Source organism: Paenibacillus sp. J22R3 (genome assembly GCF_056269305.1).
In genome coordinates this window covers 23,924-36,479 of the sequence record NZ_JBWDNS010000013.1, presented here as the reverse complement: position 1 = coordinate 36,479, position 12,556 = coordinate 23,924, and the positions used below count along the sequence as shown (strand labels likewise).

At 48.7% G+C, this 12,556-nt stretch carries 12 protein-coding genes; 4 read left to right on the top strand and 8 right to left on the bottom strand.

What is annotated here, in order from left to right:
- Position 1: 1 nt before the first annotated feature.
- A complete protein-coding gene (locus AC0YN4_RS30430; RefSeq protein WP_475784213.1) occupies positions 2-1,006 on the bottom strand; it encodes a FecCD family ABC transporter permease in 1,005 nt (334 codons plus the stop codon).
- A 195-nt stretch (positions 1,007-1,201) separates the two neighbouring features.
- On the opposite strand from AC0YN4_RS30430, the gene AC0YN4_RS30425 reads away from it, so the two are divergent.
- A complete protein-coding gene (locus AC0YN4_RS30425) occupies positions 1,202-2,203 on the top strand; it encodes an ABC transporter substrate-binding protein (RefSeq protein ID WP_475837551.1) in 1,002 nt (333 codons plus the stop codon).
- Between the two features lie 66 nt (positions 2,204-2,269).
- Here the strand turns inward: AC0YN4_RS30425 and AC0YN4_RS30420 are convergent, their stop codons facing one another.
- Positions 2,270-2,821, bottom strand: a complete 552-nt coding sequence (locus tag AC0YN4_RS30420; protein WP_475837550.1) for a DUF2812 domain-containing protein — start codon at positions 2,819-2,821, stop codon at positions 2,270-2,272.
- Positions 2,822-2,827: 6 nt separating this feature from the next.
- Entirely contained in the window at positions 2,828-3,160 is a 333-nt protein-coding gene (locus AC0YN4_RS30415) for a PadR family transcriptional regulator (protein ID WP_475784216.1), read from the bottom strand.
- A gap of 291 nt (positions 3,161-3,451) precedes the next feature.
- Between AC0YN4_RS30415 and AC0YN4_RS30410 the strand changes: the two genes are divergently transcribed.
- Positions 3,452-5,149 (top strand): M28 family peptidase, encoded by a 1,698-nt coding sequence (locus AC0YN4_RS30410; RefSeq protein ID WP_475837549.1) that lies wholly within the window; start codon positions 3,452-3,454, stop codon positions 5,147-5,149.
- 401 nt (positions 5,150-5,550) lie between these two features.
- Here AC0YN4_RS30410 and AC0YN4_RS30405 read toward each other — a convergent pair whose 3' ends face one another.
- Entirely contained in the window at positions 5,551-5,946 is a 396-nt protein-coding gene (locus AC0YN4_RS30405; protein ID WP_475784218.1) for a winged helix-turn-helix transcriptional regulator, read from the bottom strand.
- A gap of 163 nt (positions 5,947-6,109) precedes the next feature.
- On the opposite strand from AC0YN4_RS30405, the gene AC0YN4_RS30400 reads away from it, so the two are divergent.
- The gene (locus AC0YN4_RS30400) at positions 6,110-7,342 is read left to right on the top strand and encodes an MFS transporter (protein WP_475837548.1); all 1,233 of its coding nucleotides are present in this window, start codon (positions 6,110-6,112) and stop codon (positions 7,340-7,342) included.
- A 21-nt stretch (positions 7,343-7,363) separates the two neighbouring features.
- Complete coding sequence (locus AC0YN4_RS30395; protein WP_475837547.1) at positions 7,364-8,209, top strand: aldo/keto reductase; 846 nt, start codon at positions 7,364-7,366, stop codon at positions 8,207-8,209.
- A gap of 112 nt (positions 8,210-8,321) precedes the next feature.
- Here AC0YN4_RS30395 and AC0YN4_RS30390 read toward each other — a convergent pair whose 3' ends face one another.
- From AC0YN4_RS30390 to AC0YN4_RS30375, 4 genes are all read right to left on the bottom strand, one after another.
- Entirely contained in the window at positions 8,322-9,143 is an 822-nt protein-coding gene (locus AC0YN4_RS30390; protein WP_475837546.1) for a serine/threonine-protein kinase, read from the bottom strand.
- Positions 9,144-9,277: 134 nt separating this feature from the next.
- Positions 9,278-10,123 carry a carbohydrate ABC transporter permease gene (locus tag AC0YN4_RS30385; RefSeq protein WP_475784221.1) on the bottom strand — a complete coding sequence of 282 codons (846 nt, stop codon included), beginning with the start codon at positions 10,121-10,123 and terminating at the stop codon, positions 9,278-9,280.
- 13 nt (positions 10,124-10,136) lie between these two features.
- On the bottom strand, positions 10,137-11,039 hold the full coding sequence (locus AC0YN4_RS30380) for a carbohydrate ABC transporter permease (protein WP_475784222.1): 903 nt from the start codon (positions 11,037-11,039) through the stop codon (positions 10,137-10,139).
- Between the two features lie 88 nt (positions 11,040-11,127).
- Entirely contained in the window at positions 11,128-12,516 is a 1,389-nt protein-coding gene (locus AC0YN4_RS30375) for an ABC transporter substrate-binding protein (RefSeq protein WP_475784223.1), read from the bottom strand.
- Between the last annotated feature and the right edge of the window lie 40 nt (positions 12,517-12,556).

Below are 12,556 nucleotides of genomic sequence, written 5' to 3'. Positions count from 1 at the left end.
CTTAACGCTCCCCCCTTCTGGCGATGTACACGAAGAACGGAACGCCAATAATGGCGGTCATGATGCCGACAGGTACTTCTCCGGGATACGCAATGAATCGTGAACCCACATCAGCGACAAGCAGCAATATAGCACCAAGGAAGGCACTGTAAGGGAGAACCCAGCGGAAATCGATGCCTACCACGTAACGTGTAATATGCGGAATAATGATTCCCACGAAAGCGATCGGACCCGCAATGGAGACCGAACCGCCGGCCAGCAGAACAATAATGACGGCAGCTGCGAGCTTCACGTAGACTGTCGTTTGGCCAAGTCCAGTTGCGACGTCATCCCCTAATACGAGCAAATTCATATGACGAGACAGGGCCATGGTACCTAGAAGAGCAATTCCCATATATGGGGCTGCAGTCGTAAAGATATGCATATCTCGTCCGGCTACCGAACCTACGAACCAATACAAAACTTGATCGAAGGTTTGACCGCCTGTCAGCAGCACGCCCATCGTAAGGGAAGAGAAGAACGCTGTCATGGCAGCCCCTGCAAGCGTCACCTTGAGCGGAGTCAGACCATCACTGCCGATGGAGCCGAGAATATAGACGAGCAAAGCCGTAAAAGCAGCGCCAACGAATGCGAGCGTCGCGAACGTGCCCAGACTGCTTGCCCCGAAGAATGCAGAGCTAACGACAATGAAGAATGCCGCGCCGGCGTTGATGCCAAAGAGGCTTGGCGATGCGAGCGGGTTGCGGGTAATACCTTGCATTAATGCGCCCGCTACAGCAAGACTGGCACCGGCGAAGGCTGCGATCAGAGCTCGTGGCATCCTTGCCGTTTGGATGATGAGATGCTCTTGCGATCCGTTATAAGCGGTGTAAGATTCCATAATGGTATGTAGGCTTATATTGGAAGTTCCAAAGACGATACTGCCTAACATCCCGAGGACGAGAAGGACGAAACAGGCGATTAGACCTAGTACCTTCTGAAAGCGCGTTGTAAGTAAGATGTTCATAATTGCCCCATTCCCAGCATGAGAGATTAAGTGTAGAAGAGTATAATAGCACTTTGTCATTCTAGGCGATGAGCACTTCGATGTCAATGAGAGTGATTCTCAAAATCATTGACATCCGAAATTATCCCTGCTATAGTTGCTATCTGTAAACGCATTGATAATCATTTTCAAATACGAAGGGAAGTTATTTACGTAATGGTATCCGCTCTGAAGAAGAAGTACATGTGGTCCGTCACTGTTCTGTTGTTTACTTTCGCACTCCTCTTGTCCGCTTGCGGGCAGTCCAATTCTAGCAATAATACCAGCAATAACATGAGTAATTCCTCGAATTCGCAGGCAGCGAATGCTGAAGAGCATAAGGTCACGCATGCAATGGGAGAGGCCACGATTAAAGGCACTCCGCAGCGCATCGTTGTATTGACGAACGAAGGAACAGAAGCATTGTTGGCACTTGGTGTGAAGCCTGTTGGCGCTGTTAAATCATGGACAGGCGATCCTTGGTACGATCATATTAAAGCGGACATGGAAGGCGTTACGGTAGTTGGTGAAGAGAGCCAGCCGAACGTGGAGCTTATTGCCAGCCTGAAACCCGATCTGATCATCGGCAACAAGCTGCGCCAAGAGAAAGTATTCGATCAGCTGAACGCAATTGCGCCGACGATCTTCTCGGAAACGCTTCGCGGAGCATGGCAGTCGAACTTCATGCTGTATGCGGATGCACTGGGTAAAACAGCCGAAGGCGAGAAAATCATCAAAGCCTACGACGACCGTACAGCTGATTTCAAAGCGAAAGCTGGCGACAAGCTGAATGAGAAAGTTTCTGTTGTCCGGTTTATGGCAGGTAAGACGCGTATTTACCTAGATGATACGTTTACGGGACTTGCGTTCTCCAAGCTTGGCATCACCCGTCCTGATAATCAGAAGAACTATAAGGATACATTCGTTGAAGAAATTACGAAGGAACGTCTTCCGGAGGTTGATGCGGATCGATTGTTCTACTTCACTTACGAGACCGGTGATGGCAAAGGTACGGCGATGGAAGAGGAAATGCTGAAGGATCCGCTGTGGCAGAGCCTGAACGTTGTGAAAAACAAGAAGGCGATCAGCGTGAGCGATGCGATCTGGAATACGGCCGGCGGCGTAATTGCAGCGAACTTGATGCTGGATGAAATGTTCAAAATCTACGAAATTAACTAATATGCGAAACAAAAGAGGCTGAGGCGTCCTGAGTAACAGGGCGCAATCAGCCTCTTTTTGCTATGCCTATTTCGTGAGTTTGTTGATTTTGCTGCCCATCTTCACGTAACCAACCGACAGCAAGGCGAAGAGGGAGATATAGATGATTGCCATGGGAAACACTACGCCCCAGAATTGATGGCCGCGAGGCAGCAGATTCGCCATATTTATCGCACACAGAGCGACGTTCAAGAGCAGCATCGCACCCATCATGCGTTGAATTTTCTTATAATGTGCGGTAAGCGAATCACGGTCGGAGTATAGACGAGGCACCTCGCCGGGCTCCCACGCTCTGCGAAAATAGTGCCAGATTCCGCCGTAGGAAGTCACATACTCCCAGCCCGCATCCCGGTACAGTTCAATATATTCCTGCAGCTTGCCGTTCTTCTTCGTCAGGCCTGATTGATAGTCCAGGGAGTAGGAATAGCGCACTGCCTCATCTCGTGCGAAGGTACTGCTCAAGAAACCGGGCTTCTCGAGATGCAGACCGCGTGCGGAATGCTCGTTCATCCACTTTTCCTCGTTCTCGTAATCCCAGCTCAAGTTGAGCCGATATTTCTTCACCTTATTTGGTTTCATCTCGGATCACTCCTTATAAGAAATTTGAGCCAGCTGACCGGCCTTCAGAAGCTCTTCTAACCGAACCATTTCGGCGGCTACGACTGCCTTGCCATCTTCTGTGATCGCATACATCTTACGCCGGGGATCAAAGCCATCCGGCGCGGGGGACGGATCAATGAGCCCTTTGTTCAGCAGGGTATTGAGTGCGGTATAAAGTGTGCCTGCGCCGATCTTCACGCGGCCGCTGCTCATCTTCTCGACGTCTTGCATAATCCCGTATCCATGAGAAGGCGCTGTGTGCAGTGCTACTAGGATGTAATAAAAAGCCTCTGTAAGGGGCAAGGATTCTTTGACCATAGGGTTCACTCCTATCCTCTATATCGAAATCCGATATATCTTATACCGATATAATACTCCTGGATATATCGGGTGTCAATATAGTTTGCGTACAAAAGTTGGAAAATAGGCGGAACCGTCGCAAATACCGATGGTTTTACCAAAATTTTACCGTTTCCGGGCTATTATAGATTTAGTTGTGATCTGCAGAGGTATTTGAACTGAGGTTCTTAGTGTTGAGGTGATTTATAGGAGGCGTGGGGAGGAAATATGAATAGACGAATATCGAGGATACTTCTGCTAATCGTAGTTATGGCGGGGCTTTGGATCGGTTTTCTGCAGATGAGACCGCCATCACCACCGACGGAGTCGAATGCTGATTATCCTGCCTTTGAACGGATGCTGGCTAACTTGAAGGCGATGACGGTCGCGCCGCATCCGTCCGGTTCCAAGGAGCTGGAAGCGGTACGGACGCATCTATTGGCTGAAATTCGAGATATGGGGTTGGCACCGACCGTGGATCATGAAGTGTACACGGCAGCCGACTTGGAGGCTGAGCATCTTGCCCAAGATGGCCCGCCGAGGGAAGTTCGAATGGAAAAGAAGAAACCTGCAGCCGGCGACAAGAAGCCTGCTGCAGGAGGCGGGACATTTGACATCGTACATAGAGAAGGTCCGCCATTGAAAAATCTGGCTTTGAGCAATATCTGGGTGAAACTGGACGCCCCTGATACAGATCACGGTATTCTTATGCTGGCTCATTACGACAGTGAGGACAATGCTCTTGGTGCGGCTGATGATATGGTTTCCGTCAGTTCGTTATTAGAGGCCATGCGCGAACAAGGGAGTCATCCCGAGCTGCTCAAGAACGATCTCTACTTCTTGTTTACGGATGGGGAGGAAGAGACGGCGTTAGGCGCCAAAGCCTTCGTGAAGTCGCATCCGGAGGTTAAGAGCAAGATTGATCTCGCCATTAATTTCGATGCGCGCGGGAATCGAGGCGGTCTGCTTATGTTTGAGACATCGACGCCAAACTATGATCTCTTGCAGCATTTCCAGTCGGCAAGCTCCCATCCGATTGCGTTCTCGTTCACAACCGGTCTTTATCGCAAAATGCCCAATGGTACCGATTTGACCTTCTTTATGGAAGCGGGCTATCAAGGGCTAAATTTCGCAGTGGCAGAAGGCGTGGAGCACTATCACCGGATGTCCGATAACGTTGGAAATTTGGATCGCGGTACGGCTTATGATTTCTTGCAGACTGCCATGGAAATGGCTGAATACGCCGCAGGAAACGAGCAAATTGGCGGGGCCAGCGGTTCGAAACGCGACAGCGTCTTCTTCACTTTTCTGCCCGGTCATCTTATAGTCATGAATGATCTAGTCGCGTATTTGCTAGCTGCATTGGCTGTGTTAGCTTCGCTGGTCTGGTTGATGATGCAGCTTCGGCTGGGCAAAGTTAAGCTTGGCCAAGTCGCAGGCGGCACGGGGTGGTTGGCGGGTTCGATTGTGGCGATGGGGTTACTGAGCTGGGGTCTTGTTTTGTTGGTAACGCAGATGATGGGGTTGAGCAAAAGAACGAACAATGATCATGTTTTTCTCTGCCTGTTCGTTGTGCTAAGCTTGATCATCCTTGTTGTTATGTACTTCCGCATGCGTAAACACTCAATTGCCGAAGCGCTGGCAGGCTTGCTGCCGATTCAGATACTGCTCACGATCGGAACGACGTTCCTGTTCATGGAGCTCAGTTACTTATTTGCATTATCCACGCTGGGCATGCTGATTGTCGCCATCATGGATTGGCATCGTATTGGACGGATGATTGCCTCGTCAGTGCTTGGTTTTGGAATCATGCTGCTTTATGTGCCGGTAGGCTGGTTAATCTATGTCATGTTTATGATGCCCATATCGCCGATTGTTATCGCCTTGAGCGTAATGCCGTTTTCGATTCTTACCGCATTCTTCGCAACGACCTATAAGCCGGCCGCCAAAGTTGCTGCTGAGCTGTAATAAAAAGCAAAGCCCCCTCTATAAGAGGGGCTTTGCCGGTCTGGTGAGAAACCCGTGTTTGTTACAACGTCGGTTTATTAGCTTCCGGTACGGTAGTTCTATGTGCCTCCGTGATGAGTGCATACTTTGTCGTCGCATTCCAACGCTAACGGTTGTGACAGTGGTTATTTGGCATAAATTAGCCCTTTTTATTGTTTAACGGTTGCCAGCGAGCTTATTTGATCATGTTCCCCTTGAAATCGACCCATTTGTTGCAAATAACGACTGTGGCAACCGTTAGATTTTCAAAAAGGCTTTTTTGTATGAAATAGAAACGCTGGCAACCGTTAAAATTATTTTCATGATGTATAGACAACAAAGTGGCTGCCCGAGACTTTCTCGGGCAGCCTGCAAAGCCCCCTCTATACGAGGGGGCTTTCTTCTATTTGATTGTCTTTATGATTCAGAATGCTTTCCTCCAGCACAGCAGATCGATCGCCATATTCTTTAATAATATGGGTGTCTCCCCAATTGCACAGCGCATTTAATATGGCTTCCAAGCTTCGGCCATAGTCGCTGAGCTCATATTCCACTTTAGGCGGAACCTGATTATAGCTAATCCGATTGACGATGCCGTCATGCTCTAATTCTCTAAGCTGCTGCGTTAACATTTTCTGCGTAATCCCCGGCATGAGGCGCCGGAAATCACTTGTTCGTTTCTTCCCGTGTGTCAGATGACAGAGGATGACGCATTTCCATTTTCCGCCGATCACCTCAAGCGTTGCTTCCACCGAGATGTTGTATTTCTTCTTAAGCAAAGGCCGTTCCTCCCCCGAACATCCAATAGGCACTTTTAAGTGCGTATAGCACTTAGAAGTGCCTATATCACTATAAAGTACGTACTGTTCATACAAACTTATTTCATCTATAGTAGCACTTACCGGCCGGGAATACCAAACTAAACGAAAGAAGAGATTTCACATGGCATTCGATAAAAAGAGAAGTACATTAGCCCTGCTTGCGCTCGCCATAAGCGCCTTCGCAATCGGGACAACGGAGTTTATCAGCGTGGGACTGCTGCCTCTAGTCTCGCAAGACTTGAACATATCTGTGACTACTGCCGCTTTAACGGTAACTATATATGCGCTGGGGGTAACGCTTGGCGCCCCAATACTGACTACTTTAACGACTGGTGTCCCGCGCAAAACCTTGCTGCTATGGATCATGATTGTCTTTATCGCGGGGAATAGTCTTGCGGCAGGGGCAAGCGGGATTGGCATTCTGCTGACAGCTCGCGTAATTTCGGCATTCGCACACGGCATCTTCATGTCGATTGGCTCAACCATTGCGGCTGATCTCGTACCCGAGAACCGCAGGGCGAGCGCTATTGCGATTATGTTCTCCGGACTTACTGTGGCGACCGTTACAGGTGTGCCGCTCGGAACTTTGATCGGTCAAGAATGGGGCTGGCGGGCTGCGTTTATTGGGATCGTTGTAATCGGCATTGTTGCCCTGATCGCCAACTTGATCTTGATTCCCGCGAATATGCGCAAAGGGAGTCGAACACCGCTTCGCGAACAGCTCAAGATTGTTACGAATGGGCGGCTGCTGCTGGCATTCTCTATTACGGCAATCGGGTATGGGGGGACCTTTGTCGTCTTCACTTATTTATCCCCGTTGCTTCATAATATAACCGGATTTAAAGATACGACGATTGCGATCATTCTTCTCGTATATGGCGTGGCCATTGCGATCGGTAACGTCATTGGTGGTAAAGCGGCCAACCGCAAGCCGGTTTCTGCTTTGTTCTATATGTTTATTTTGCAATCCATCGTGCTGCTCGTCCTAACGTTCACCGTGCCGTTTAAAATTGCGGCTCTGATTACGATTTTCTTCATGGGGCTGCTGGCTTTCATGAATGTGCCGGGCTTACAGGTGTATGTCGTGCTGCTGGCTGAGCGTTACGCGCCCAAAGCGGTTGATACCGCATCTGCTGTCAATATTGCCGCGTTTAATGCGGGCATTGCGATTGGGGCTTTTATGGGCGGCGTCGTTACGGACTCCATCGGGCTTGTTCATACGGCATGGGTGGGAGCATTGATGGTCTTCGGAGCGGTTATCTTAACGGGTAGAGCACGAGTCTTGGAGCGGCGAGCTGAAGCAAACGCCCCATCTGCAACGGAATCTACACCTGCACAAGCGTCTTCATACTAAACATAAACAGGAGGTTTTTAGATGATTTCGAAACATATCCAAGATACAACAACGCTGCACAACGGTGTTACAATGCCTTGGCTTGGGCTAGGCGTATTTCAAGTGGCAGAAGGCGACGAGCTGGTCCAAGCTGTCAAAACAGCGATTAAACAGGGCTATCGCAGTGTAGATACAGCAGCCATTTACGGAAATGAGCAAAGTGTGGGGCTGGCCATTCAAGAAGCCATATCCGAGTCTGGGATCACAAGAGAAGAGCTGTTCGTGACGTCGAAGGTTTGGAATGCAGACTTGGGCTACGAGGCGACGCTGGCGGCGTATGAGACAAGCTTAGCTAAACTAGGTCTAGACTATCTTGACCTGTATCTCATCCACTGGCCGGTGCAGGGCAAATACAAGGAAGCATGGCGGGCGCTCGAAACGCTCTATAAAGAGGGCCGTGTACGAGCGATTGGCGTGAGTAATTTCCAAATCCATCATCTCGAAGAGGTAATGAAGGATGCTGCCGTTAAACCTATGGTGAACCAGGTGGAGCTCCATCCACTGTTATCGCAGCAGGAGCTGAGACGATTCGGTGCGGAGCACGGTATTCAAATCGAAGCCTGGTCCCCGTTAATGCAAGGTCAGCTGCTGGAGAATCCGGTGTTAAAAGAAATCGCAGATGCCCATAGCAAATCGATTGCTCAAGTCATCCTGCGCTGGGATTTGCAGCATGGCATTGTAACAATTCCAAAGTCGACGAAGGAGCATCGCATCATCGAGAATGCCTCGCTGTTTGATTTTGAGCTCACGGCCGATGAGGTAGCTCGCATAGATCAGCTGAACCAGAACCTTCGTGTCGGCCCGGATCCGGACAACTTTGATTTCTAAGTTGGGCTTGCCTAGCGGACAATATCCGATAAAGAAATGTTGCCAGCAGGGCAACATTTCTTTTTTTGATTAGAGATCAGCCACAAGAGAGGTACTAGTTACCGTTCATTCGTTACGCGTTCATCCAAGCCTCATAATACTCCTCAAGGGTCGGATACCGATCGTCTTTATCGGCACTAATCGTTCGCAGAGCCGCGCGGTGCTGCTTCTCGGAAGCTTGCCATTTCTCGATAGAGCGGTCCATACCGCCGCCCATCAGTTGAAATGCGGTAGCTCCCATTACGAAAACATTGGATCGCTCATCGATCTCTGCGCCTAGCTGAAATTCTTCCGGAGACATATAGCGACTGGAGCCCCACATGCGTCCCATCGTATTGATTACGGGGTTCTTGCTATATACTTCAATATCGCAAATCATAGTCCGTTGTGTGCGGAAGTCATACATGATCGATCCATCGTAGAAATCTAACGCGATATACCCACATTTGATGGTATGGATATGAAATAATACGAGGTCCGAGTAGATCTCCAGCTTTTCTTCAATCGGCAGGGCTAAGAATTTATCGTGAGACTGATATTGCCTACCCATACAATCGCCTTCAAACCACTCATAGACAGTCAGATATCCGCCGGGGATCACCTTGTGCGCGATCATATCAATGAGCACCGGGTGACGTAAATCCTCATATACAGCGACGGTGGATCGGAGTCGAGCGATGGCTGTTTCCGGACTGACGTTGCTCACTAAAGTGGCTGCACCGGCCATTTTCAAGAACAGCTTCCTGTTGTCGTTCTCATTATGAACGCCAAAGCACAGATAGCCGGAATCCTGCTTGTCGAAGACGGCAAAGACCTTGCCATATTGCGCAAGAAAATCAAAGTTAAACTCCGCTTTCAACCCAAAAGATACGCCATCGATTGTATGAGTTATCATCTCTACCTCCTTGAATTAGCCGCCCTCACAAGAGCTATTTGGTTCAATTATAACGGATTCCCGCCATCGAAGGTGAGAAAAGAGGGCTGTTCCATAAGTCATCCAAGATGACTTATGGAACAGCCCTCTAAATCTTATTTCACGGCGCCAGCGGTAATGCCGCTTGCGATTCGACGCTGAAAGATAATATACATGAACAGCACAGGCACGATCGTAATAAGCAATGCAGCGAATAGGGGACCCCACTCCGTCCGATACTGCATTTCCGCTCGCATGACTCCGATCTCAACAGGCAGCGTATACTGCAGGGGATCATTGACGAGAATCGTACCTACGATATACTCGTTCCAGATGTTTAAGACATTGATGATAGCGAGGGTGATCAGACCTGGCTGCGACAAGGGCAGCATAACTCGGAAGAACGTTCCGAAATAAGAGGTACCATCAACAATAGCCGCTTCTTCCAGTTCCTTCGGCAGCGATTTGAAGAATCCGACGAGCACGAAGATCCCAAAAGCCAGCAAGCTTGAAGCGTAAACGACAATCAATCCGAGCTTCGTATTAATTAAACCCATCGAATTCATTAAGAAGAACAGAGGGATAAGTGCCAGCACGAATGGGATCATCATCGAAGAGATGTAGAGCAGATACAGCATATTACTGCCTCTGAACTTATATCTTGCGAGCACGTAGGCCGTCATAGCGGATAATATAAGGCCTAACCCCGTGGAGCCAGCCGTAACGACCAGCGAGTTGATGAAATACGTACCGAAATTGTAATTGCTCCATACATAGGAGAAATTGGACCACAGCAGCGGGAATTCCGGCAAGGACCAAGGCGCGTTGCGGAAGAACTGCTCGTTATTTTTCAAAGCATCCAGGAGTGTCCAAAGCAGCGGGTATAAGACGGATAACCCCCATACGCCAAGGATTCCATAGAAGAATAGTTTAGCGACCGGATTTTTTAAGCCTACAATCATCTCGAAGTCCTCCTTAACTCATCTCGACGGTCTCATGACGCATTAACCGCTGAAGTACGATTGTCGTAATTAACGACAAGATCAAGATGATAAATCCTATCGAAGCACCATAGCCGAAATGATATTGGCGGAATGCCATTTGGTACAAATAAGAGCCCATAACCTGCGTGCTGTTATCCGGTCCGCCCTCTGTCATGATCCATACAATAACGAACGAGCCGTTAAGCGTTGTCATCATAATATTGAGCGTCGAAACTTTAATTTGCTCCCAAACGAGCGGCAGGGTAATGTTGCGGAATTGTCCCCATTGTCCCGCCCCTTCTAAGTTTGCAGCCTCGTAATAGGAATCCGGAATACTCTGAATCGCGGCGATCAGGAGAATCATATAAAATCCGATACCGGCCCAAATTGCCGGAGGCAGCAGCATCCAAATCGTGTGATTCGTAAATCCAAGCCAGGTAATCGTGACCTGTTCTTTGGTGAATAGCGATAGAAACGCGTTCAAGAAACCGATTTGCGGATTATATATGAAGTTCCACAATACGCCGATGACGACGACGGAAATAACATTCGGAATGAAGAAAATCGACCGGAAGAACCCTGACAGCCTAAAGCCAAACCGGGTAAGCGCTACAGCGAAAAAGGTCGCGATCGTCATAATGCCGATAACCTTGCCCACTACCAGAAAATAATCGTTGCCAATCGCTCTCCATACAATGGGATCGTGAAACAATTCCTTGAAATTATCCAAGCCGATAAACGTTTTATGTTTCGACATACCGGACCAGTCGAAGAAAGAGAAATACAATCCTTGCGCAACCGGATAAATCGTAAATACCCCAAAGAACAAGAGAGTAGGGATAATGAAGGTTGCGATAAATACATTACGCTGCCACTTAGCCGTTCTATGAGTCATAGTGCCTGCCATCCCTCCGAGTAAATTCGCAGAGAAGGATCGAGGCGGCTGCCCCGATCACCCTCCGCGTTAAGCCTCTGAAGGCTTATTATTTACTTACTTTTTTCACTGCGTCAGTTACACGTTTGACCCACTCTTCAGGGGTGATTTTGCTGATTGTAAGGGCATCTGTTGCATCCATCATCGCTTTATCCACGTCTGCGTTGTAAGTGATCGTCGGGATAACAACGGTGTTTGGATCTGTTAGGTATTTCGCTGCATCCTTAACGAAGTTCGGCGCGTTGGAGGCACTGATATCGCCTTTGATGTTGGAAGGTGCACCGCTAAGCTCTGCCCACTGGGATGCTTGCGCTTTAGAGAAGATGAATTGCAGGAATGCTTTCGCTGCATCTTTGTTCTTCGCATCTTTAGCGATTGCTACTGTTGATGTCGAAGTATTCGCTACAACTTTGCCGCCCGCATCTTGCGTTACGGAAGGAATGAAGCCGAAGTCGAAGCCATCCGGAATGTCTTTGGACATTTCGTTAGGGAGCCACAGGCCGTTCGGGATAAAAGCATCCTTGTTCTGCAAGAAGAGCATTTGCGAATCGGTGTGGTTGATTTGAATCGACGCCGGATCGATGAAGCCTTTGTCGCGCAGCTCTACGATTTTGTTCAAAGCCGTAAGTACGGCAGGGCTTTCGAAAGCTTCTACTTTATTAGCTGCCATGTCTTGAAGGATCGTGAAATCATTGTTATTCGCCGAAACGATTGCCGGGTATAGAATCGATCCGTTGATGTAGTACGGATATTTACCGGTGTGGATGAATGGATTGATGCCGGCTGCTTTGATTTTGTCGCTAGTGTCTAGGAAGGATTGGAAATCAGTAGGTTCCGTCCATCCTTTTTCTTTGAACAAAGCTTTATTCCAGAAGACGCCCCATGAGTTAAGCACGAGTGGAATGTTGAATACTTTACCGTCGAATTGCTGTGCAGGCTGTGCCAGAATGTCGGTGATGAGATCGCCGTCAATGTTTTTGGCATCCTTCAGCCAGTCGGTCAAGTCTTCGAGTTGGCCATCTTCAACCATTTGGCGGTCATTCAAGCCAGCGCCGTCGATGTAAACGAAATCAGGCGGGTTGCCTCCGATCCAACGTGGTTTCATTTGCTCATTGATTTGCGGACCGCCGGATTGCTTAATCTTCAGATCCGGGTTAGCGGCTTGGAAATCATTGATAACCTGTTTCCACCATTTGTCGCCGTATCCGCCAACGAAATATTGAATTTCGAAGTCGCCGGTCAATTTAGCGGTTGTATCCGTGGATGTGTTAGTGGAATTGGTTGCTGTTGTGTTCTCCGTGGTATTGGCAGTCGTATTCTCGGTAGTCGTGTTGGTGTTGGCAGCCTCGTTGTTATTCTTGGAACCGCATCCTGTCAGTGATACGGCAGCCAGAATGCCGGCAAGACCGATTGCAGCCATTTTTTTGTTCATGGTCATAAAAGCAAACCCTCCCAATAATGATGATTTACGCTTGTTG

What these genes read in the sequence shown, in the direction of transcription:
- AC0YN4_RS30430 (WP_475784213.1), bottom strand. Translation starts at nt 1,006, where the DNA reads ATGAACATCTTACTTACAACGCGCTTTCAGAAGGTACTAGGTCTAATC.
- AC0YN4_RS30425 (WP_475837551.1), top strand. Translation starts at nt 1,202, where the DNA reads ATGGTATCCGCTCTGAAGAAGAAGTACATGTGGTCCGTCACTGTTCTG.
- AC0YN4_RS30420 (WP_475837550.1), bottom strand. Translation starts at nt 2,821, where the DNA reads ATGAAACCAAATAAGGTGAAGAAATATCGGCTCAACTTGAGCTGGGAT.
- AC0YN4_RS30415 (WP_475784216.1), bottom strand. Translation starts at nt 3,160, where the DNA reads ATGGTCAAAGAATCCTTGCCCCTTACAGAGGCTTTTTATTACATCCTA.
- AC0YN4_RS30410 (WP_475837549.1), top strand. Translation starts at nt 3,452, where the DNA reads ATGGCGGGGCTTTGGATCGGTTTTCTGCAGATGAGACCGCCATCACCA.
- AC0YN4_RS30400 (WP_475837548.1), top strand. Translation starts at nt 6,110, where the DNA reads ATGGCATTCGATAAAAAGAGAAGTACATTAGCCCTGCTTGCGCTCGCC.
- AC0YN4_RS30395 (WP_475837547.1), top strand. Translation starts at nt 7,364, where the DNA reads ATGATTTCGAAACATATCCAAGATACAACAACGCTGCACAACGGTGTT.
- AC0YN4_RS30390 (WP_475837546.1), bottom strand. Translation starts at nt 9,143, where the DNA reads ATGATAACTCATACAATCGATGGCGTATCTTTTGGGTTGAAAGCGGAG.
- AC0YN4_RS30385 (WP_475784221.1), bottom strand. Translation starts at nt 10,123, where the DNA reads ATGATTGTAGGCTTAAAAAATCCGGTCGCTAAACTATTCTTCTATGGA.
- AC0YN4_RS30380 (WP_475784222.1), bottom strand. Translation starts at nt 11,039, where the DNA reads ATGACTCATAGAACGGCTAAGTGGCAGCGTAATGTATTTATCGCAACC.
- AC0YN4_RS30375 (WP_475784223.1), bottom strand. Translation starts at nt 12,516, where the DNA reads ATGACCATGAACAAAAAAATGGCTGCAATCGGTCTTGCCGGCATTCTG.